Origin of the sequence: Thermobifida fusca NBRC 14071 = JCM 3263 (genome assembly GCF_001592045.1) — a bacterium.
Taxonomy (GTDB): Bacteria; Actinomycetota; Actinomycetes; order Streptosporangiales; family Streptosporangiaceae; genus Thermobifida; species Thermobifida fusca.
Genome location: NZ_BCWB01000034.1, coordinates 84,869 through 106,899, shown reverse-complemented (window position 1 = coordinate 106,899; position 22,031 = coordinate 84,869). Strand labels below are relative to the sequence as shown.

The window sequence follows — 22,031 nt, the reverse complement described above, 5'->3', positions numbered from 1 at the left end:
CCTCCCTTCCCTGCGGCAACGCGGGTGTCGGCTGCTGTTCTCTGGGGCCATCCCGACGTATCGTGATGGAAACCCCGTCGGTCACGCGAAGGGGAAAAGGGGATGCAGGACGAAGACCGTGTTCCTCCCAAGCGGATGCGCGCCTCGGACGCCGACCGGGACGCCGTCGCGGAACGTCTCGCGATCGCGTTGACTGAGGGCCGTCTCGATCTGGACGAATACCACCACCGGCTCACCCGGGCGATGAACGCTGTCGTCATCGGGGACTTGCTGCCGCTCGTTGCGGACCTTCCGGAGCCGAAGCGCACCGAGGCGGTTCCCGCCCGGTCCCGGGAACGCATCCCCTCCTCGGCGTGGAAAGAGTGGATCGACGAGTGGCGGTGGTGGCTGGGCGGCGCGATCATCATGAGCAGTATCTGGGGGGTCACGAGTCTCCTTGCCGGCAGTCTGCTGCCGTTCTGGCCGCTGATTCCGCTCGGCATCTGGGCGGCTATCCTGCTTGCCGCGGCAATTTGGCCCCATAACGACGGATCCCGCCGCCGCTGACCACCGTCTGATGTAGGGGAGGCTCGGCTGCGCTTGGGGAGTCCGCCCCGCAGGACTCGGTCGTCGCGACCCCTGCTCGGGCGCCCAGGAGCCGCGCTTCGCAACTCCCCGGTTCTTTCCACAGAAATGAGGGCGGATATGGCTGGCGAACACCTTCCAGAAGAGCGGATCCGCGCATCGGATGCGGACCGGGACGCCACCGCGGAGCAACTGGCTCAGGCACTGGTGGAAGGCCGATTGGACCTGGCTGAATACGACAAGCGGCTCGCCGCTGCCATGAGCGCGACGACCCTGGGGGAGCTCGCCCCGTTGACCGCGGACCTTCCTCCCGCTCCCGGTTCTGCACGCGCCCCCGTCGACCTGGCTGCGGTGGGCCGCGCGCACGCCCCTGCCCGCAGGTGGCGCGACTTTCTCGAACCGTGGCGCGGGTTTGCCAGCCTCGCCGTCATCTTGGGCGGAATCTGGCTGGTGACCAGCATCATGGCCGGGGAACTGCTGTATTTCTGGCCAGGGTGGCCACTGGGGATCGTGTTCGTCATCACCGCGGCCAACGCCCTGAGCGGATCCGCACGATCGGATAAGGACACCCCTGGGGACCATTCCGGCCCGCACACAAAGGCCTGATTCTGCGCGCCGATCATCCGGTAGCGTGCAGCCACCGGACCGGGGCTCCTTCGCCCGCGTAGCGGAACGGTTCGAGCTCCTCGTCCCACGCACGGCCAAGGAGTTTGTCGATTTCCTCAGCGAGATCAAGTCCTTGGGCGGCGGCCCGCTCCATAGCGTCGCGCAGGCGCGCCTCTGACACCAGTACCTCACCGGAGGCACTGGTCACCGCGCTGAAGAAACCGAGCGTGGGCGTGTAGCTGTAACGCACCCCGTCACAGCCGGGAGTGGCATCTTCGGTGATCTCGTAGCGCAGCCGCTGCCAGCCGCGCAGCGCCGAGGCGATCGCTGCGGACAGCCCCGGTGCTCCCTGCCAGTTCAGTTCTGCTCGATACGTGTTGGGAGCCGCTGGCTGCGGTTCCCAATCCAGTTTCACGGGCACGCCGACTACACCCGCGACCGCCCACTCGACGTGGGGACACAGCGCCGCGGGCGCAGAGTGGACATATAGGACGCCACGTGCGGACACCGAACCTCCTGATACGGACGAGTGCGCTTCCCCGACGCCCTCGTACTTCCAGAGGAGATGTCCGTTTCTAGGTCCTCTCCTCTCTTCATTGTGTCCCATGCACCTCAGCAGCACCAGGTTGAGAAGACCAAAAATGCCAAAAGGTCCCCGTACCGCGGGCCTGATGGTTACCGTGTTACTCCAGGCGTAGCCGGGTGTGTGATTTTACTGGGGGTGCCCTTGAGTGGCCAGACCTATAAGGCCGCCTGTGTCAAGGAACTGGTCCGGCGTGCCGCAGACAACGACGAAGCTGCGTGGAACGCCCTCCTCGACCGGTACTCAGGATTGGTCTGGAAGATCACGCGTTCCTATCCTCTTCTCTTCCACGACGCGCAAGACATCACGCAAACCGTGCTGTGCAATCTGGCCGAGTACCTCACCCGGCTGCGCACACCAGAACGGATTGGGGCGTGGCTGGCGACGGTAACCCACAATGAATGCCGCCGCCACCTGCGCATTCACGGCAAAGTGCAGATTTTTCCCGCTGAAGATCTCGACAGTCCCGATCACCGGACACCCGAGTCGCTCAGCCTGGTGGCTGAGGACGTGGCTCGGGTGCGTTCCGCCCTGAACCAACTGGACTCCCCAGAACGCGAGGTGGCTCACGTGGACGTCTACCGTCCTGGCCTGCCCCCGACCGAGGCAGCCCGACTGGCAGGGGTGACCGTACCGGAGTTGCACCGGGCCCGACGCCGGGCGCGGCGCCGGCTGTTCCGGTTGCTCAGACAAGGAGAGGAGGACTGTTGACCGGCACTCCCGATGAGGAGCGGCCGCCCGACCATGTGCTTGCCGCGGCCCGGGCGGCCTACCGGTTGCGCCGTCCCGAAGCGCGCTTCACCACGTTAGTGGCGGACTCCGCAACAGACCCGGCACCGGGGTTGCGGTGCGTGCCGGAGTCCGGGCCGCGGCTCCTCACGTTCTCCGCTGAAGGGATCGAGCTGCACCTGCAGGTCACGGCGTACGGCGCGGTCTGTGACCTGGCAGGTCAATTCATCCCCGCCCTTTCCTTCGTCGTCGAGCTCCGGCACGCCGGGGAAGTCTCGTCCCACGCCACTGACCCGAGCGGCGCCTTCATCGTGCGTTCCCTTCCCCGCGGCCCCGTCAGCCTCGTTTATTCCCCCGCCGACTCTGCCGGGCCATACCTCATGACGCCGTGGACGATCCTGTAATCCACCAATTCCCCCACATCCCACAAATCACCCGCACCACCCCACCAATCGCTAATCCTCCATTTACTGAAAATAATCCCCAATCTCACAAAAAGGGATGTTGCGCCATTCCACTCGTCTTTTTTGCCGCGGGATGCTATGACTTAATGTGTCGTTTTTCGACGCGGTAAGCACACTTCGAATCATCTTTCTTTCAATGCCGTCATTCGTCTTTTTTGCTGTTCTTCCGACCGAGTCCCCCACGGAAGGCGATCTGGTATGGCGGACCCGCACCGGCTCATGAGCCGGCTTCCCGTCTCCCTTGTAGCCCGCGACCCCGCTGCAGCACTGCGCCGCGCGCAACGGCTGCTCGGCAGTTCCACCGACCCTCGGATCCGGTCCCTGGCCTTACGGATCAGCGGCCTTGCCGTCTACGAACTGGGCTCCTTCACCGAGGCACGGAAACGGCTGACCGAAGCGGTCCGCGTCGCCGTCCAGGCCAACCTGGCTGAGGAGGCCTTGCTGGCGCGCGCCTCCTGGACCGGAGCGCTGTCTCGCTACCCTGGCCCCAGCCCACGCATCCCCGTTGCCACTGCCTCCACCAGCTCGGCCCTCTGGTTTCTCGCCCAAGGGGTGGCTGCCTACCACAGCGGCCGCTTCGATGACGCCCTCGCCGCCTTCACGGCGGCCGAGCCTGCGCTCCGCACTGCCTCCGACCCGCGCCTCCTCCCCGGCCTGCTGTGCAGCCGCGGTCTGGCCCTCATCCGTGCTGGACGGCTGACGGAAGCAGAAGAGACTCTGCTCCACGGGCTTGCGCTAGCCGAGCAGTACTCCCTGCCCCGGTTGAGCGCCATGATCACCCAGAACCTGGGCTGTCTGGCGGCCCGCCAGGGCGACACCGGCCTGGCCATGGCACGCTTCGCGCAGGCTGCCCCCCTGCTGCAGACCCCCACCCGGTACCCCGCGCTCGTGTTGGAGCGCGCGCACGCCCTCGCCGACGCCGGCATGGTCCGGGAGGCGTGGCAGCTCAACCTCTCCCTCGGAAAAATCCGCGGCTGCGGAGCCGACCGGGCGCTCGCCGAGCTGCTGTCCCTGAAAATCGCCGTGGCATCCCGCGCGCACGTGAAGGTCGCGGCCACCGTCGACCTCCTGGAACGGCTCTTCGGTGCCGAGTCGGCATGGCTCCGGGCCGCCGAGCAGATCACCGAGACGCGGGGCGGCAGTCTGCCCGCGCCGCGCGCCGTGCCCCCTCCCCCGGCCACCCCGCACTTGGAGGTGGCCGCTCACGCCACTCCCCTCCGGACGGCACAGGCCCTGCACCACGCCACGGCTGCACTGCAGTCCGGGGCGGCCAAGGCGGCGCTCCGCCGGCTGGAGCAGGCCAGGACGATCGACCTCGGTCCGCACACGTGCCGCAACCAGCGCTGGGCAGCCCTCCTCGACCGATACCGCGCTACGTTCGCCGAGGCGTGGCGGGGAGTCTCCACGGCCCGCTACAAGCTGCACGAGCTTGAAGTAGAGATGGCGGTGGACCAGTGGCATCCCTGCTGCCGTCCCCGGGACGCGTCTTCGGGGCAGGGCTGGGAAGACCCGTGGGAAGCCCTGTCCACCGGGCTCGGTTCCCGGGCCCTCGTGCACTACTCCGACCTGGACCAGGCTCCGGCTGCACTCACCGTGGTCGACGGCACGGTTCGGCTGCATGAACTGGCGGCCGGGTCCACCATCAAAGACGCCGTCACCCATTTCGAGCATCTGGCGGCCCAGCACGTATTCTCTCCCGGTCCAACCACGGCCCGGCTCCTGGCCAGACGAGCCGAGGAAGTGCAGCGTCTCCTCTTCGAGCCGATCGCTGCGGCTATCGGAGACCGCGAAATGGTGATCGCGCCAGGTGCCTACACCCAGGTTCTGCCTTGGGGACTCCTGCCCGCGCTTCGCGGACGTCCCATCAGCGTGGTGCCGTCGGGCCAGGTCTGGCTGCGCTGCCGGCAGCGGGCACTGCACTCCCGGCAGCCTCCCCGGGCCCTGCTGGTGGCAGGGCCCGGGCCAGAAGACGCGGAAGCCGAGGTGCGTGCGATAGCCCGGTTGTACCCTCGGTCACGGATACTCGTGGGGGCCAAAGCCCGGTCTCGAACTGTGCTGCGCGGTCTGGCCCGCGCCGACTTGGCCCATTTCAGCGCCCACGGGTTCGCCCGGAACGGGGCTCCGATGTGCGCAGGCCTCGTGCTTGCGGACGGCCCGCTGCTCGCCTACGACGTGGAACGGGTGCAGCACCTTCCCGCCCTGGTCGTGCTCTCGTCCTGTACCACGGGCCGTCCCATGCCCGCTGTCCCCTCAGGATTTCCTCTCGGAATCGCCGCCTCTTTGCTGGCCCGCGGCAGCGCCACGGTGGTAGCGAGCGTGCTCAGAGTGCCCGACGTGCAGGCCGCTGCCGCGATGGTGCGGGCGCACCAGGCGCTCCGCTCCGGTGTCCCGCCCGCGACCGTCGTCGCCGAACACCTGGCCCACCTGGGTTTCGTGTGCTTCGGCGCAGGGTGAGCTTCCCACGGTCTGGGAACTGCTCCCAGCCAGGAATGATCGACGGGTCGGGGGTAGAGGTCGAATATGGCTGAGATACGTAATCGTCGCAGTACAGACCCGGTGCTACTGGACGACCTCGATGAGGACGCGGTGGTGGAGGAAACGATCACACCGTCGACGGAGGAGACCCGCCACGGTCGGCCGGAAGACCCCATCCACGCGTTGGACTCCGACTACGAGGACGCCGGCCAGCCTGCGCTGGCGGACACCACCGAAGACACGATCCTGCCCAGTGAGCGTCCCATCGCCATGGACGAATTCGGTACCACCGGCACCGACAAGGAAGCCGGGGAGCCGTTGGATACGGCGCTCTCCCGGGAGGAACCCGAGGTCTGGGAGCGAGAGGAGATGCTGGAAACCGAAGGAATGGCCGAGGCGTCCCCCTCGGCGGGACGGCTCGTCGCCGAAGACGAGGGGGTACGCCCCGACCTGGAGGCTGAAGCTACCGCTGAGGACGTCGGTCTGGACCGGGGCGGGCTCGCTCCTGAGGAGCGCGCCGTCCGGGAACGCGAAGAGCCGTGAGGTGCGGTCGCTACCAGCCGCGGCGGTGCCACTCGGGCAGGCTGGGGCGTTCCGCACCCAACGTGGTGTCGCGGCCATGCCCCGGGTAGACCCACGTGTCGTCGTCCATCTGGTCGAAGATGCGGGTCTCCACGTCAGTGATCAGGCTGCGGAAATCCGCGTCGCTCCAGGTTTTTCCGACCCCGCCGGGAAAGAGGCTGTCCCCGGTGAACAGGTGAGTGTGCCCAGCGGGGTCGTCGTAACGCAGCGCGATAGAGCCGGGAGTGTGTCCCCGCAGGTGGATCACGGAGAGGGTGCAGGATCCCACGGGGATCGTGTCACCGTGTTCCACGAGTTCGTCGGTGGATACGGGAAGTTCCGGCGCGTCCGCGGGGTGGGCGACAGTCCGCGCACCGGTGGCCCCGACCACGTCGGCGAGAGCGCCCCAGTGGTCCCGGTGGCGGTGGGTGGTGATCACCCTGGCCAGGCCGTTGTCGCCGATAAGTTCGAGCAGGCGGTCGGCTTCGGCAGCGGCGTCGATGAGGACCGCTTCCCCGGTCCGCACACAGCGCAGGAGGTAAGCGTTGTTGTCCATCGGGCCGACCGCGATCTTGCTGATGGTGAGTTCAGGGAGCTGCCGCACGTCGGCAGGGCCCCCGACATGCGTGTTTCCGGTATACGACACACTCTCATTGTGCCGCGGCCGTGCCCGGAGCGCTCAGCGGAAGGCCCCTAACCTCCGCAGGGGGCCGCTGCGCAACAGCGGCACTTCCATTTCGTGCGGGGTCAAAGACCCGTGGTGACCGACGAGCCGCGACTCGGTGTGCTCCCGGTGGGGTGCGATCAGCGCGGTAGTGCCGTGGGCGGCGGCCACCACGTCGCCGACCCGATCCAGGATGCCGGGATTGACTTCGTCCGGAGGCCCGAACCAGCCCGCGTCGACGGCTTCTGCGCGGCTGACCACGGTGGCGACTCCGGCGAGCCGTTCCCGCCATGCAGCGAGGACGTCGGCGGCTGCGCCCGACCGGGTGTACACCTGGCGGGCCCGGGGTTCCCCGGCGACCACCCGGACTCCTTCGGTGAGGTCCGGGTCGCTCGCCACGTCGATACGGCTCTGCTCGTCCGTGTCGACCATGCCGTGGTCGGCGGTGATGTAGAGGAACGCGTCCTCGGGAAGGACCGTGGCGAGCTGTTCCGCGAGCCGGTCCACCTCGGCGAGGTGGTGCTGCCAGTAGGGGGAGCCGACACCGTGCATGTGGCCGAGCATGTCGAGCTCGGAGTGGTAGACGAACAGGTAGGCGCGGTCGGCGGCGGTGAGGGCGGCTGCGGCGTGGACGACGAGTTCGGTGGTGGTGTTGGCGGGGACGTAGCGGCTGCCCCGGGCGGACGCCCGAGTGAAGTTGCCGCCCTGGTAGGCCGAGTCGGCAATGTAGGCGGTGGTCACCCCGGCCGCTTCTGCCCTCTCGTAGACGGTGCGGCGCGGCTGCCAGACCAGGGGGTTGACGTTCGCTGTCCACCGCAGGTGGTTGAAGACCGTGTCGGTTCCCGGCAGCGCCACCTGGTAGCCGATGACCCCGTGGCTGCCGGGGACAGTCCCGGTGCCCACCGTGGTGAGGGAGGTTGCGGTCGTGCTGGGGAATCCGGCGGTGATGGGTGCGCACCCCTCGGCGAGCGACGCCAGGAAGGGGGCGCGGTCACGGTGGGCGAGCAGGGCCCGCCAGCCCAGGCCGTCGACCATGAGGACGCAGGCGCGGCGGGCCTCAGGCAGGCCGAGCACGTTGGGTTCCCCCGCCACGCCCAAGGAGGCGAGGAGGGAAGGGCCGAGGTCGGCCAGGGAAGCCGTACCGTACCTGGGCACGGTCAGCGGTGTCTCGGCCGCGGGACGGGCGGTCATCGAGCAACAGCCTCCGAGAGCGCCTGGCTGAACGCCAGCAGGTTGGCGACCGCCTCTGGGCCGTCGGCGGCCTGGCTGACCCGCAGGGTCAGCGGTTCCGCGGTGATCCCCCCGGTGTATCCGTGGTCAAGCTCGCAGGATTCGTCGGCGCACGCGGCCGGTTCCAGGTCGATGCGCGCGATCGACCCCCAGTTCACGGCAAGGTTGATGCTGAGCACGGCCTCGCTGGGCAGGGTGCCGGGCACGTATGCCGCGGGGTCGGGGACGACACGGGTGAGCGCCACGGACTGGATACTGTCCAGCCGCACCGATTCGGTCGTGGTGGAGGCGTGCGGTCGGCCGTTGGCATCGACCGGGGGATGCTCATCGGTGTGGCAGACGACGAGCCGCGTGGGGGTGAGCAGCAGCACGCTGATGTGCCGCCGCACCTCCATCCCCGGGTCGAAGGTGGCCTCGTGGTGGACCACGAAAGCTTCAGCAGTCTCACTGCCGAGGGCGCTGGCCACAGCGTCGATCACGAGCGCGGGGTAGTAGCCGCTGCGCTCGATCTCCAGGCGCCAGTCAGTGGACACTGCACGCGTTTTCCTCATGTGTCCATCCTGCCCTCTCGAACTGACCACATGCACCTCGGCCTCTGTCGTGGCTGATGTCGCAGGTGTGTACCAGGGAGCGCGCGGGGCAGTGGCCCGGTATGGACGGTGTGGTTCTTGCTGTGCCTGACCGGCCGCGCCCGACGCCTCGACGCCCAGTACCGGTGCCGCCGGAGCCGGAGCCTCCTCCGCCTGCCCCGGTCCCTCCGGAGCCGCCCATGCCGGTCCCGGAACCGCCAGCGCCAGGGCCGATTCCTCCGGAGCGTCCCCCGCCGACGCCTGAGCCTGATCGGCGGCCCCAGCCACTGGAGCGGGACGCGTCCCGGGTTAAAACGGCACGCGCAGGCGCCGCGGTCCAGAGTCGGGCCGCACCTCGGGGGCTTCCCGCAGCCACACTCGCGCCCCCATGACGTGGGCTCCGGTGGAGTTGACGATGACCGGGTCGAGTTCGACGTAGGCGACGTCGGGGAGCGCATCAACCATGCGGGAGACGCGGACCAGCACCTCTTCCAAGGCTTCCACGTCGGGCTGGTCGGCGAGTGACGAGGTGCCCGCGGGCAGGCCGAACAGCAGCGGGGAGGAGCGGACCGCGCGGACCAGGTCGGCGGCCTCGGCGTCGGTGAGCGGCGCGAGCCGGTAGGCGCGGTCGTCGAGGAGTTCGGCGGTGACATCGGCGAGCCCGAAAGCGATCACCGGGCCGAAGGAGGGGTTTTCTCCCGCGCGGATGAGCGTGGGCACGCCGGGGGTGACCATCCGCTGCACGACGAGCATCGCCTCGTCGCCGAGCCGTTCGTGGAGCGACGTGAAGGAAGTGCGCACGTCCTCGGCGGAGAGCAGCTCCAGGCGGATACCGCGTCCGCCGGCGCGGAGCCGCAGGTCCGGGGAGTTGGCTTTGACTACGACCGGATAGCCGAGCTGTTCCGCTGCGGCGGCTGCCTCGTCTGCGGAGTGCACCGGAATGTACGGCTCGACAGGGATGCCATAGCAGCCGAGCAGTTCCCGGGCGGTCTCCGGGGGGAGCGCTCCTTCGTCGCTGAGCACGGGTTCGCTCGTGAACCAGACCGAGTGGTCGGCGGTGCCGGCTTTTTTCGCTTCGGCGAGGGAACGGGTGATCACGGCACGGGCCCGGGCCGTGTCGATGTCGGCGAGCTCGGGGTGGCGTCCGTGGGAGCGCTGCCGCCACAGGGCGTAGCGGGTGGCGTGTGCCAGGGCGCGGACCGCGTCTTCCGGGGCCGGGTAGGAGGGCACAGAGCCGCGGAGGGTCTCCCCGCCTTCCCCGACCAGGCGGAGCTCTTCCGGAACACCCTGATGGCCCAGGTAGGCGGTGACGATGGGTTTCGTGGCCCGCGCCGAGCGCTCTCGCATGACTTCGGCCACGCCGCTGGAGATGGGGGCCAGGGCCGGGATGAAGACCACGACCAGGGAGTGCACTCCGTCGTCGGCGAGGGCCGCGTCCAGCGCTTCCGCGAAGTCGCGCTCGGTGGCGTTGGGGCCGAGGTCTACGGGTTCGAGGGGGTGCAGTCCGGCACGGACACAGGCGTCCTTGACCAGCAGCTCCAAGGCCGCGGAGTTGCCGATGATGCCGACCCGGGGGCCTTTCGGCAGCGGCTGGTAGGCGAACAGTTGCGCGACGTCGAACATCTGGGTGATGTCCTCGACCCGGACCACGCCGGACTGTTCGAATAGGGAGGTCACCGCGTAGTCGGGCAGGGAGAGGGTGCCTGCGGCGTGTCCTCGCGGCACGCCGCGGACGGAGCCGCCGCTGCGGACGACGACTACGGGCTTCCGGCGGGCCAGGCGGCGCGCCAGGCGGGTGAACTTGCGGGGGTTACCCAAGGACTCCAGGTACTGCAGGACGACTTCGGTGGCCGGGTCTTCTTCCCAGTACTGCAGCAGGTCGTTGCCGGAGACGTCCGCGCGGTTGCCCGCGGACACGAAGGTGGACAAGCCCAGGCCCCGCTGGGCGACCCGTTCCAGGATGGCCCGGCCCAGGGCACCGGACTGGGAGAAGAAGCCGATCCGGCCCCGTGGGGGCAGGTTGGGGGAGAGCGTAGCGTTGAGGGAGACCTTCGGGTCGGTATTGGCTACCCCCAGGCAGTTGGGGCCCACGACACGCATACCGGCGGCGCGGGCGGCCCGGACCAGTTCGTCCTGCCGTTTCTTGCCTTCGGGCCCGGTCTCGCCGAACCCGGAGCTGACCACGACAAGTCCGTGGACGCCTTTGCGGGCGCACTGGTCGACCACGTCCGCGACCATGTCGGCGCGGACCGCGACAATGGCGAGGTCGACCGGGTCGGGGATGTCGAGGACACTGGGGTATGCCTTGACCCCCGCAACCGCTGTGGCTTCGGGGTGCACGGGGAAGACCGGTCCCCGGAAGTCCCCGTTGAGGAGGTTGCGCAGCGCGGTCTGGCCGATGGTGTGCGCGGTGCGGCTGGCACCGATCACCGCGACGGACTTGGGGAACAGCAGGCGGGCGATGGAACGCGACTCGGCGCGCTGTTCGCGGGCGCGCATGACTTCCAAGGAGACCTCGGTGGGTTCGAGGTCGAGGGTGAGGCGGATGACGCCTTCGTCGAAGGTCTGCTGCGCGGTGTAGCCGGCTTCCCGGAACACGTTGATCATCCGCCGGTTCTCCGGCAGGACGTCGGCGATGAAGCGGCGGATGCCGCGTTCCCGGGCGGCGGCAGCAATGTGCTCCAGCATGACGGAGGCGAGCCCGCGGCCCTGGTGGGCGTCTTCGACGACGAAGGCGACCTCGGCCTCGTCCTGGCCCACCTTGTCGTAGCGGACCACCGCGACCATGGCGTCGCTGATCGTGGCAATCAGGGCTACCCGGTCTTCGTAGTCGACCTTGGTGAACCTCTCGACGTCGCGGGAGGAGAGCTTCGGGTAGGGAGCGAAGAACCGGTAGTAGATCGTCTCAGGGGAGAGCCGAGAGTGGAACTCCTGGAGGAGGGTGGCATCGTCAGGAGTGATCGGCCTGATGTGCGCGGTGCCGCCGTCGGTCAGCACCACATCCGCTTCCCAGTGCTTGGGGTATGACTGCACGATTGTGAGAGTAGACGACTTCCTCCCCAGTTTGGGGGATTATCGCCGGGAAGGCGGGTTTTCTGGGCGCGGATCAGCGGCTGCTTCGGGGGAAGTCCTGCGGATTCGTTACCCGGGCCGTGTCCTGAACCTGTTAACGTCTCAAAGCGCGTAGGAAAAGCACGTGCGCCACCCGGTCGGTAAGGATAAGACTCATGACGCGAGTAGTCGTAGTCGGCGACCTCATGACCGATTCCATCGCTCGGGCCTTCTACCCGCTTGCCCGCGGCAGTGACACCCCCGCGTCAGTGGCCACCTTCGGGGGCGGCTCCGGGGCGAACGTGGCCGCGTGGCTGGCGGTCGAGGGCACCGACACTGCGCTGATCGGCCGCCGCGGCTCCGACATCACGGGGCGGACCCGTGAGATGGAGCTCATGGGGTATGGCATCGACGCGCGCATGGTCATGGACCCGGAGCGGCCTACCGGTACCTGCGTGGTGATGATCACGCACCGGGGCGACCGCACGATGCTCAGCGATCCGGGCGCCAACGCCGCATTGCAGCCAGAAGACCTGCCCCGGGACCTGTTCGGCCCGGACGGGCACTTGCACCTGTCGGGGTACACGCTACTCAACGAGGGGTCGCGCCGCGCGGGCCGGGTGGCGTTGCGGCTGGCGCAGGAGAGCGGGATGTCCATCTCCGTGGACTGCGGTTCGCACGCCCCGTTGGAACGGGTCGGGGCCGAAGCGTTCCTGGAGTGGACGAACGGGGTCCGGCTGCTGTTCGCCAACCAGGAGCAGGCGGCGGTGCTGACCGGGCGGGACGATCCCGACGCGGCGGCGAAAGTGCTGACCGCCTGGTACCCCAACATCGTGATCAAACTGGGGGCTGACGGCGCACTGTGGGCGTCGAAGGCTCGGGAAGGCACGCTGCACGTGCCCGCCGAGCCGGTGGAGCCTGTGCCGGGAGCGATCGGTGCTGGCGATGCGTTCATTGCCGGTTTCCTGCCGGCGTGGCTGGCGGGCAAGCACCCCAAGGAGGCGTTGATCAGCGCGCAGCGGTTGGCGGCTCGTGCCCTGCTCCAGCCGGGGGCCCGTCCGGAGCTCGACTGAGCGTGCAGGGCCGCCCGGTAGCGCGGGCGGGGTTGGAGCGCGGCCGCGGTGGGGCGCGGTCCGCATACGGTGTGCCGCGGGGTGTTCGCGAGCGCTGTGGGTGCTGCCCGGGATGAGCGCTTCGCTGCCGCACGGGCGGCGGGAGGGTGCCGGTCGTCGTCTTTTTCGTGGTGGCAGGCTGTGCCGCGGAAGAGGAGTGTGCCGCTCCTGCACGGTGGGTGCGTGCAAGTCGCGTGAGGTGGGGCGGACGCGCTGCCGGGCGTGCTGAGTGCGGGTTGTCGCGGAGCTGCCCGTAGAGTCCCTGGATCCTGGCCGACGGTTTTTCGGTGTCGGCTGCGACGGCAGGGCAAAGCTAGGGGCGTGCGAGCCGGGAGCGGGGCTGGCAGTCGGCTGTGGGCAGCACGGTGGTCCGACACGATCCCGGATAACAGACACATAACACACGCGTCATCAAATGTTGACAGAGAGTGACATTCGCTTGTCTTATACACAAGAACACTCTCTGTGATGTTTTGCTCACAGTTGCGTGTGTTGTTCTCCCCCTGATCAGAAAGGCTGCGTCATGTCCCATGCCTCACGCAGGCGATGGCGGCGGGCGACCACCTCGGCGGCAACAGCCGCCCTGCTCTGCGGCGCACTCCTCACCTTCACCTCGGCACCGGCCGCGGCACAGGTCCGACTAGGCTCCGGCAGCTACACCACCGTGCTCCCTCCCGGGGCCTCCGGGCCCAGCGACCATACGGGCGCCCCGGTGGCCCCGAAAGTCACCGCAGACTTCACCCAGCCGGTCGTCACCAACGACTGGTGGTCCTCGCTGATCTTCCAGCGCTACCCCGGCAACCCGTACGGCGAGAACCTCTACGCCCACCCGCTGTCTTTCAAAGCCCAGGCCCACGGCCTGGAAGTCGGCTACCCCGACACCCCGGAGCTCGTCGCGGACGGACTGAAATACCAGTACACCCACTCCCCCGACTTCGTTCTCGGCATCCACGGCCTCAACGCCCCCGCGGCCAAGGTCGCCGGCTACAGCGACTGGACTGTCACCGCTGACCTGTCCGACGGAACGCGGCAACTACGCACCACCATCGGCCAGGGCCTCCCCTTCGTCTACGCGAACGTTTCCGGCGGGCCGATCCGCGTGGAGTTCACTGCGCCGCCCACCGTGTGGCGGCGGTCTGGGAACGCGGTCGGCGTCACCGTCAACGGGCACCACTACGCCCTGTTCGCCCCCAGCGGGACGACCTGGTCGGAGTCGGACACAGTCTTCACCGCCGACGTCGGTGGCTCCGGATACGCCTCGGTCGCGCTCCTGCCCAGCCCGGACGACTTCGACAGGTACGCCCCCTACGCCTACTCCTTCGTCACCTCGACCACGCTGACCTACGACTACGACCCCGCATCCGCCACACTGACGAGCACCTACCGCGTCACCACCGAGGCGCGGGAAGGCACCGCCCAAGGCACCCTCCTCGCGCTGTACCCGCACCAGTGGAAGGAGACCACCACCGCGCTGACCGACCTCAGCTACGCCTCCCCGCGCGGGCCGATGCGGGTCGTGGAAGGGGACCGTTTCACGACCGAGCTGACCACGCACGGCATCCTGCCCAGCCTGCCCACAGTGGACTCTGCGGACCACCAGCGGCTCCGCGCCCTCATCGACGCGGAACTCCACGCCTCCGACCCGTGGAAGGGCGCCAGCGACACCTACTGGACCGGCAAGGCCCTGGGACGGCTCGCCCAGCTCGTCCCGATCGCCGACTCCATCGGCTACACCGCGGGACGCGACGCCCTGCTCGACCTCCTGAAAAACAAGATGGAGGACTGGCTGACCGCGGACGGCCCGGGGGACAACGCCCAGTTCTACTACGACGACCAGTGGGACACGCTGATCGGCTTCCCCGCGAGCTTCGGCAGCAACACCGAGCTCAACGACCACGACTTCCACTACGGCTACTTCATCACCGCCGCAGCCACCATCGCCCGCTACGACCGGTCCTGGATCAGCGAGGAACGGTGGGGGCCGATGGTGACAACGGTGCTGCGGGACGCCAACAACCCCGACCGCGACGACGAACGCTTCCCCTGGCTGCGGTCCTTCTCCCCCTATGCGGGGCACGGCTGGGCTTCCGGGCACGCCGGGTTCGCCTCCGGCAACAACCAGGAGTCCTCGTCCGAAGCCATGCACTTTGCGGCCAGCGCTGCCCTGCTAGGCTCCCTCATCGGCGACGAGGAGCTGCGCGACCTGGGCGTGTACCTGCACACCACGCAGGCCTCGGCGATGCGCCGGTACTGGCAGAATGCAGATGGGGACGCTTTCCCCGCCGGCTACTCCCACGACGTCGTCGGCATGGTGTGGAGCGACGGCGGTGACCACCGCATCTGGTGGGACGGCACCCCCGAAGAGCTCTACGGGATCAACTACCTGCCGATCACCGCGGGCTCGCTCTACCTGGGCCACGACCCTGAGCACGCGGCAGCCATGCACCAGTCCCTGGTCACACGGCTCGGCCGTCAGCCGCAAGTGTGGCGCGACATCCACTGGGCCCACCAGGCGCTGTCCGATCCGGATGCGGCGCTGGCCGCGTTCGAAGCGCAGTGGCAGTCCTACGAACCGGAATCGGGTTCCTCCAAGGCCCACACGTACCAGTGGCTCTCCACGCTCGCCGAGTTCGGCACGGTCGACACGTCAGTGACCGCTGACACGCCCCACTACGCCGTATTCCGCGACGGAGACAGGCGGACCTACGTGGCGTTCAACCCCACCGGCCAGCCGCTCACCGTGACCTTCTCCGACGGCACGACGCTCACCGTCCCGCCGGGGCAGTTGGCGACCGGGTGACGCAGCAGCCGGCTCCTCCCGAGTACTCCCGGTAGTGGTCGGGTTCGCCACCGCCGACGGTGAGCCCGGCCACTCCCCCACCGCGGGTCTTCCCGCGCAACCCTCTCCGGGACGCAGGCGCCCGCCAGGCAGACCGGCGCGCTTCCCGGCTGTTGCCTGCCCGCACTCCCCTGCTGACGGCCTGCCCTCCAGGGTACTCCTGCGCCAGGGGAGGGTGCCAGGCTGCCGGCCCCAGGCCGTACCAGGGGCAAAAGAACTGCTCTCCCGTTCGAAGCGGTCGTATACACCGGTCACAATGGCCAACATGGCCCGTACAACGTCCCCGCCTCCCGAAGAACTCACCGAGAAGATCATCGACGTCGACGTCTCCGAGGAAATGCGCGGCAGTTTCCTCGAGTACGCCTACTCGGTCATCTACCAGCGCGCACTTCCCGACGCCCGCGACGGCCTCAAACCGGTCCAGCGGCGCATCCTCTACCAGATGAGCGAAATGGGACTGCGCCCCGACCGCGGACACGTCAAATGCGCGCGTGTCGTCGGCGAAGTCATGGGTAAGCTGCACCCCCACGGCGACAGCGCCATCTACGACGCGCTGGTGCGGCTCAGCCAGCCCTTCGCTATGCGGGTCCCGCTGGTCGACGGACACGGGAACTTCGGTTCCCTCGGCGGCGACGACGCACCCGCGGCGATGCGGTACACCGAAGCCCGCCTGACCCGCGCCGCCATGCTGATGGTGGAGTCCATCGACGAGAACGTGGTGGACTTCCGCCCCAACTACGACGGTCAGGAGACCGAACCGGAAGTCCTCCCCGCAGCGTTCCCGAACCTGCTGGTCAACGGCGCTTCCGGGATCGCGGTGGGCATGGCGACCAACATGGCCCCGCACAACCTCGGCGAAGTGATCGCGGCGGCCCGGCACCTCCTCGCCCACCCTGACGCCACCCTCGAAGAACTCATGGAGTTCATCCCCGGCCCTGACCTGCCCACCGGGGGGACCATCACCGGGTTGGACGGGATCCGGGACGCCTACACGAAAGGCCGCGGCACCTTCCGGATCCGCGCCACCGTCTCCATCGAGAAGCTGACCCCGCGCCGCACCGGCCTGGTTGTCACCGAGCTGCCCTACAACGTCGGCCCGGAGAAGGTCATCAGCCGCATTAAGGAGCTGGTGCAGGCCAAGAAACTGCAGGGCATCTCGGACCTGAAAGACCTCACCGACCGCAACCAGGGCCTGCGTCTCGTCATCGAGCTGAAGAACGGCTTCAACCCGGAGGCTGTCCTCGAAGAGCTCTACCGGCTCACGCCGATGGAGGAAACCTTCGGCATCAACAATGTGGCCCTGGTGGACGGCGAGCCACGGACGCTCGGACTGCGTGACCTGCTGCAGGTCTACGTCGACCACCGGCTCGAGGTGGTGCGCCGCCGGTGCGAGCACCGGCGCGCCAAACGCGAAGAGCGCCTCCACCTGGTGACCGGCCTGCTGGTGGCTCTGGCCGACATCGACCAGGTCATCGCGGTCATCCGCGACTCCGACGACTCCACCCAGGCCCGGCAGCGCCTCATGGACACCTTCGACCTGTCCGACACGCAGGCCCGCTACATTCTCGACACGCCGCTGCGGCGGCTCACCCGGTACGACAAGCAGGAACTGGAGCAGGAGCGCGACACGCTCACTGCTGAGATCGCGGAGCTGACCGCGATCCTGGAGTCCGACAAGAAGCTCCGCCGGCTCGTCTCCAAGGAGCTGGCGGCAGTGGCCAAGGAGTTCGCTACACCGCGCCGCACCGTGCTGCGGGAAAGCACGGGAGAAGTCCGCACCTCGGCGATGCCGCTGGAGGTCGGCGACGACCCGTGCCACGTGCTGCTGAGCACCAGCGGCCTGATCGGACGCACGTCGGGGCAGCAGTTGCCGCCGATGTTCGAGGGGCCGCGGACCCGCAACGACGCCATGGCGTCCAATGTGCGGGCCACGGTGCGCGGCGAAGTCGGGCTCGTCACCGACCTGGGCCGGGTGATCCGCGTTCCCGTGCTGGAGCTCCCCGAACTCCCAGACAAGGCCGACGAGAATCCAGCGATCTCGTCCGGGGTTCCTGTCACCGAGTTCGTGGAACTCGACGCCGACGAGCGGGTGATCGCCTTGACCTCCCTCGACAGTGACGGACCCGGCCTGGTCGTCGGTACCCGAAGCGGCATCGTCAAACGGGTCGGCGGCGACTATCCGCAGCAGAAGGACGACTTCGAGATCATCGCGCTGCGTCCCGGCGACCGGCTGGTGGGGGCCACCCCCCTGGTCACGGGGGAAGAAGACCTGGTGTTCATCACCTCCAACGCCCAACTGCTCCGCTTCTCGGCCACAACCGTCCGCCCGCAAGGGCGGGGCGCGGGCGGGGTGACCGGCATCCGGCTCGCGGAAGGAGCGCACGCGGTGTGGTTCGGCGCGGTGCTGTCGCCCGAGGACGCGGTGGTCGTCACCGTCGCGGGGAGCAGCACCGGCCCGGACTCCCAGCCGGGAACCGCGAAAGTGACCCCCTTCACCGCGTTTCCCGCTAAAGGGCGCGCCACTGGGGGGGTGCGGTGCCAACGCTTCCTCAAGGGGGAAGACATACTGCTGTTCGGCTGGGTGGGGCGTTCCCCGGCCCGGGCGTTCCGTGAAGACGGCGGTCCCGTGCGGCTCCCCGACCCGGTGGAGCGGCGGGACGGTTCCGGGGAGGCACTGCCCCGCCCCATCGCCGCAGTGGGCACCGGCCAGGTTGACACCGGGACCGTGGTGGCTTCACTCTTCCAAGGCTGATGGTTCCCGGTGCGCCGGGACTCCACTGCCCAGTGCTCGGATAAGGCCGTGCGCGTGGATCGCACGGCCTTATCCGTGCCAGGCATGGCATGAGGAACAATTGCTATCGCCGGGGAGGCGACTGTGAGCGGTGTCTTCGACGATGTCCTCGCTGCGAACGAGGACTATGTCCGTACTTTCACACTGGCGGGCCTGCAGCCGGTGGCCGCCCGCGGGCTGGCCTTAGTGACCTGCATGGACTCGCGGATCGAACCTTTGGAGATGCTGGGGCTCAAGCCTGGGGACGCCAAGATCCTGCGGAACGCGGGGGCCCGGGTCACCGACGACACCCTGCGGACCCTCGTCCTCGCGGTGTACCTGCTGGGGGTGAACCGGGTCATCGTGCTCCCGCACACCGGGTGCAAGATGGCGTCGGTCTCCGGTGACGAGGAAGTCCACGACACGATTGCCGCGCGCTACGGCGTCGACACCCGCAGTCTTGAATTCCACACCGACAGCGACCAGATCGGTGCCCTCCACCGTGATGTGGAGCGGATCCGGCACCACCCGCTGCTCCCCCCTGACCTGCCGGTCATGGGTGCCATCTACGACGTCGACACCGGCCGGGTGACCCCGGTGGATATGTGATGTGAGGAGAGTGTCGCGTCGGTAGCCGCAGGGAATTCCTCTGTGAGGAGCACCGTTGTGCCTCCCGAGGAAAGGAGTGCTATGGCAGAAAGCAATTACGAAACCTACCGACGCGGCAGACAACACTTCGACCTCGGCGATCCGATCGGTGCGGCCCGTGTCCTGGCCCCGCTTGCGGAGGAAGAACCCCGCAACCGGACGGTCCTGGAACTCTTGGGACGCTCCTACTTCCACTCGGCTCAGCTCGCCAAGGCCGAAGAGGTCTTCCGCAAGATCATCGAACTGGACCCGTGCGACGCGTGGGCGCACATTGCCCTGGCCCGCACCTTGGAACGGCAGAACCGAGCTGACGAAGCGGCCCCCCACCGCAGAATGCACGCGATCATGTCCGGCGGCTCCCTCGACTAACCCCCTGTTCCGGACAGCCTGGGGCGGGCCGGGCCCCGGCTGGCACGGCCTTCAACCGCGCGGCGCTCACGTGTCGATACGCGTGGGGTCGAGTTCGCGGGCCCCCTGGGCGATGAACGCGCGGCGTGGTGCCACTTCGTTGCCCATGAGAAGTTCGAACATCGCCTCCGCTTCCGCGGCGTCTTTAAGGCGGATGCGCCGCAGGGTGCGGTAGCGCGGGTCCATCGTGGTCTCCGCCAACTGGTCGGCGTCCATCTCCCCGAGGCCCTTGTACCGCTGGACGGGCTCCTTCCAGGTGATGCCTTTCGCTGCCAGCTCCGCCAGTTTCTGGTGCAGTTCAGCGTCAGAGTAGGTGTAGATGTAACGGTCCTCGGGGCGGGCCCCGCGCTTCCGGCGCACATTGGTCAGCTCAATGCGGTGCAGCGGCGGCACCGCGGCAAACACCCGGCCTGCTTCCAGCATGGGACGCATGTAGCGGTAGAACAGCGTCAGCAGGAGGCAGCGGATGTGCGCCCCGTCCACGTCGGCGTCGGCCATGAGGATGACCCGGCCGTACCGGGCGGCGTCCAAGTCGAAGGTGCGCCCGGAGCCAGCGCCGATGACCTGGATGATCGCGGCGCATTCCGCGTTCTTGAGCATGTCCGCCACGGACGCTTTCTGCACGTTGAGGATCTTGCCTCGGATGGGCAGCAGCGCCTGGAACTCGGAGTCCCGGGCGAGTTTGGCGGTGCCCAGCGCCGAGTCGCCCTCCACGATGAAGAGTTCGCTGCGTTCCAGCCCTTCGCTGCGGCAGTCCACCAGCTTGGCGGGCAGCGCCGAATTCTCCAGGGCGTTCTTGCGCCGCTGGGTCTCCCGCTGCTGGCGGGCAGCCAGGCGCGCCTTGGCGGCGTTAACGATCTTCTCCAGCACAGTGCGGGCCTGCTGCTTCTCCGCCCGCTTGGTGGAGGTCAGGAAGGCACGCATGTGCTGGCTGACGATCTGGGAAACGATGCGGCTGGCCGCGGAGGTGCCGAGGACCTCCTTGGTCTGCCCTTCGAACTGCGGCTCCGGCAGGCGCACCGTCACCACGGCGGTGAGCCCTTCGAGGACGTCCTCCTTGGTGACCGGCTCGTCGTTGGCTTTGAGGAGTTTGGTGGCACGCAACTGGTCGTTGATGACACGGACGAGAGCGCGTTCGAAACCGGAGACGTGCGTGCCGCCTTTAGGCGTGGCGATGACGTTCACGAAGGAACGCACGACCGTGTCGTAGCCGGTGCCCCAGCGCAGCGCGATGTCCACGTCGAGGCGCCGCTCCACATCGGTGGGGACCATGTGCCCCTGGTCGTCGAGGACCGGCACGGTCTCGGTGAAGGTGCCGCTGCCTTCGATCCGCAGCAGCGGGCTCACCGCCGTGTCGGGGGCCAGGTAATCGCAGAACTCCCCGATACCGCCGTCGAAGCGGAACTCCTCCTCGTAGGGCTCCTCGCCTTCGGTGCGCTCGTCGCGGATCGCGATGCTCAAGCCTGGGACGAGGAAAGCGGTCTGCCGGGCCCGTTCCACGAGGGCTTCCCGGGATATTTCGGCATCTTTGAGGAAGATCTGCCGGTCGGCCCAGAACCGCACGCGGGTCCCGGTGACTTTCGCGGGAATCTTCCGGATCTTCTCCAGGCCGGAACGGGGAGTGAACCCGGCATCGGGGCCGTCCATGTCGAACACCCCGGGGATGCCACGCCGGAAGCTCATCGCGTAGGTGTGGCCCCCGCGGTCCACTTCGACATCCAGCCGCGCGGAGAGCGCGTTCACCACGGAGGCGCCCACACCGTGCAGGCCACCGGAGGCGGTGTAGGAACCGGAACCGAACTTGCCTCCGGCGTGCAGTTTGGTCATCACCAGTTCCACGCCGCTCAGTCCGCTGCTGGGTTCGATGTCGACCGGAATACCGCGCCCGTTGTCCCGTACTTCGACTGAGCCGTCCGCGTGCAGCACGACCTCGATGCGGGTGCAGTAGCCCGCGAGAGCTTCGTCAACGGAGTTGTCGATGATCTCCCACATGCAGTGGGTGAGGCCCCGGCTGTCCGTGGAGCCGATGTACATGCCCGGCCGTTTACGGACCGCCTCGAGGCCTTCCAAGACCGACAGGTGTCGAGCCGAGTATTCCTCGGGGTCGTGGAAGTCAGTAGTGAGGGCGGCGGTCACGGGGACTCTCCTGCAGTGTCTGGGATGTGCGAATGGACCGTACCCGGTGGTACGGGCGGGGTGTTGCTGGGGCGGGCATGCGGCCGCCCGTGCGCTGTCTCGCTCTGCGGTACAGCAGCACCGAGTTCGGTTTGAGGGTAGCCGCAGCAGCCGTAGTCCGCATTCCGAGCTACTGGGATAACCCCACGTGTCGCAGGGTAAGACTCCGTTCAGACAATCCGAGACGCACCAGGATGAGAGGTAGGCCACGAACCGGGCCGATTCCGCTGTCGGCGTACAGAAGGGCTGGTCGGGAAGCTCTTCGTCCGGTTAGATGTTGTCCCGAGTGACTAGCGCCGAGAGATTGAGGAAGGCGAAGTGACTGGAACTCTTGCCCCCACCAGGCCGCTGACAGCTTCTGACCGCTGTGACCGCTGCGGCGCCCAGGCGTATGTCCGAGTGGTGCTCAACTCCGGCGGGGAGCTGCTGTTCTGCGCCCACCACATGCGCCAGCACGGCGAGTCTATTCGTAAGGTCGCCATGGAAATCCACGACGAAACCGACCGTCTGCTCTCTCCGAAGAACCGTGCTGGAGAGCGCTAGCCCCTCACCTGAAGACGCCCGGCGGCGATCCTCTGCGAGG

General features: G+C 68.1%; 18 protein-coding genes. 12 read left to right on the top strand and 6 right to left on the bottom strand.

The window, feature by feature from the left end:
* Window positions 1–102 precede the first annotated feature (102 nt).
* Window positions 103–546: a DUF1707 SHOCT-like domain-containing protein gene (locus TF1_RS07735; RefSeq protein ID WP_011292541.1), complete on the top strand. Its 444-nt coding sequence runs from the start codon at window positions 103–105 to the stop codon at window positions 544–546.
* Between the two features lie 138 nt (window positions 547–684).
* Window positions 685–1,170: a DUF1707 SHOCT-like domain-containing protein gene (locus TF1_RS07730; RefSeq protein ID WP_011292542.1), complete on the top strand. Its 486-nt coding sequence runs from the start codon at window positions 685–687 to the stop codon at window positions 1,168–1,170.
* 13 nt (window positions 1,171–1,183) lie between these two features.
* Here the strand turns inward: TF1_RS07730 and TF1_RS07725 are convergent, their stop codons facing one another.
* Window positions 1,184–1,678, bottom strand: coding sequence for a DUF3145 domain-containing protein (locus TF1_RS07725; protein WP_038043957.1), 495 nt, complete (start codon window positions 1,676–1,678; stop codon window positions 1,184–1,186).
* 213 nt (window positions 1,679–1,891) lie between these two features.
* Here TF1_RS07725 and TF1_RS07720 point away from each other — a divergent pair, with 213 nt between their 5' ends.
* The 4 genes from TF1_RS07720 (at window position 1,892) to TF1_RS07705 (ending at window position 5,964) form a co-directional block, all read left to right on the top strand.
* Window positions 1,892–2,464: an RNA polymerase sigma factor gene (locus TF1_RS07720; RefSeq protein ID WP_016188977.1), complete on the top strand. Its 573-nt coding sequence runs from the start codon at window positions 1,892–1,894 to the stop codon at window positions 2,462–2,464.
* Window positions 2,461–2,886, top strand: coding sequence for a hypothetical protein (locus TF1_RS07715; RefSeq protein ID WP_011292545.1), 426 nt, complete (start codon window positions 2,461–2,463; stop codon window positions 2,884–2,886). The genes TF1_RS07720 and TF1_RS07715 overlap by 4 nt, the downstream gene beginning before the upstream one ends.
* A 258-nt stretch (window positions 2,887–3,144) precedes the next feature.
* Window positions 3,145–5,400, top strand: a complete 2,256-nt coding sequence (locus tag TF1_RS07710; protein WP_061783780.1) for a CHAT domain-containing protein — start codon at window positions 3,145–3,147, stop codon at window positions 5,398–5,400.
* 66 nt (window positions 5,401–5,466) lie between these two features.
* Window positions 5,467–5,964: a DUF5709 domain-containing protein gene (locus TF1_RS07705; RefSeq protein WP_011292547.1), complete on the top strand. Its 498-nt coding sequence runs from the start codon at window positions 5,467–5,469 to the stop codon at window positions 5,962–5,964.
* A 10-nt stretch (window positions 5,965–5,974) separates the two neighbouring features.
* On the opposite strand, the gene TF1_RS07700 is transcribed toward TF1_RS07705, so the two are convergent.
* The 4 genes from TF1_RS07700 to TF1_RS07685 all read right to left on the bottom strand — a co-directional run bounded on the left by TF1_RS07700 (window position 5,975) and on the right by TF1_RS07685 (window position 11,478).
* The gene (locus tag TF1_RS07700) at window positions 5,975–6,628 is read right to left on the bottom strand and encodes an MBL fold metallo-hydrolase (protein ID WP_016188980.1); all 654 of its coding nucleotides are present in this window, start codon (window positions 6,626–6,628) and stop codon (window positions 5,975–5,977) included.
* A gap of 33 nt (window positions 6,629–6,661) precedes the next feature.
* Window positions 6,662–7,837 carry an alkaline phosphatase family protein gene (locus tag TF1_RS07695; RefSeq protein ID WP_061783779.1) on the bottom strand — a complete coding sequence of 392 codons (1,176 nt, stop codon included), beginning with the start codon at window positions 7,835–7,837 and terminating at the stop codon, window positions 6,662–6,664.
* A complete protein-coding gene (locus TF1_RS07690) occupies window positions 7,834–8,409 on the bottom strand; it encodes a DUF5998 family protein (RefSeq protein ID WP_016188981.1) in 576 nt (191 codons plus the stop codon). Before TF1_RS07690 ends, TF1_RS07695 begins: the two co-directional genes overlap by 4 nt.
* Window positions 8,410–8,754: 345 nt before the next feature.
* Window positions 8,755–11,478 carry a bifunctional acetate--CoA ligase family protein/GNAT family N-acetyltransferase gene (locus TF1_RS07685; RefSeq protein ID WP_016188982.1) on the bottom strand — a complete coding sequence of 908 codons (2,724 nt, stop codon included), beginning with the start codon at window positions 11,476–11,478 and terminating at the stop codon, window positions 8,755–8,757.
* Window positions 11,479–11,672: 194 nt separating this feature from the next.
* On the opposite strand from TF1_RS07685, the gene TF1_RS07680 reads away from it, so the two are divergent.
* The 5 genes from TF1_RS07680 to TF1_RS07660 all read left to right on the top strand — a co-directional run bounded on the left by TF1_RS07680 (window position 11,673) and on the right by TF1_RS07660 (window position 19,234).
* A complete protein-coding gene (locus TF1_RS07680) occupies window positions 11,673–12,569 on the top strand; it encodes a sugar kinase (RefSeq protein ID WP_011292552.1) in 897 nt (298 codons plus the stop codon).
* A gap of 562 nt (window positions 12,570–13,131) precedes the next feature.
* Complete coding sequence (locus TF1_RS07675; RefSeq protein WP_061783778.1) at window positions 13,132–15,408, top strand: glycosyl hydrolase; 2,277 nt, start codon at window positions 13,132–13,134, stop codon at window positions 15,406–15,408.
* A gap of 304 nt (window positions 15,409–15,712) precedes the next feature.
* Complete coding sequence (locus tag TF1_RS07670) at window positions 15,713–18,199, top strand: DNA gyrase/topoisomerase IV subunit A (protein WP_038043964.1); 2,487 nt, start codon at window positions 15,713–15,715, stop codon at window positions 18,197–18,199.
* Between the two features lie 123 nt (window positions 18,200–18,322).
* Complete coding sequence (locus TF1_RS07665; RefSeq protein WP_016188984.1) at window positions 18,323–18,826, top strand: beta-class carbonic anhydrase; 504 nt, start codon at window positions 18,323–18,325, stop codon at window positions 18,824–18,826.
* Window positions 18,827–18,907: 81 nt separating this feature from the next.
* Window positions 18,908–19,234, top strand: a complete 327-nt coding sequence (locus TF1_RS07660) for a tetratricopeptide repeat protein (protein WP_011292556.1) — start codon at window positions 18,908–18,910, stop codon at window positions 19,232–19,234.
* A gap of 66 nt (window positions 19,235–19,300) precedes the next feature.
* On the opposite strand, the gene TF1_RS07655 is transcribed toward TF1_RS07660, so the two are convergent.
* On the bottom strand, window positions 19,301–21,409 hold the full coding sequence (locus TF1_RS07655; protein ID WP_011292557.1) for a DNA gyrase/topoisomerase IV subunit B: 2,109 nt from the start codon (window positions 21,407–21,409) through the stop codon (window positions 19,301–19,303).
* A 357-nt stretch (window positions 21,410–21,766) separates the two neighbouring features.
* On the opposite strand from TF1_RS07655, the gene TF1_RS07650 reads away from it, so the two are divergent.
* The gene (locus TF1_RS07650) at window positions 21,767–21,991 is read left to right on the top strand and encodes a DUF7455 domain-containing protein (RefSeq protein WP_011292558.1); all 225 of its coding nucleotides are present in this window, start codon (window positions 21,767–21,769) and stop codon (window positions 21,989–21,991) included.
* The last annotated feature ends 40 nt before the right edge of the window (window positions 21,992–22,031 follow it).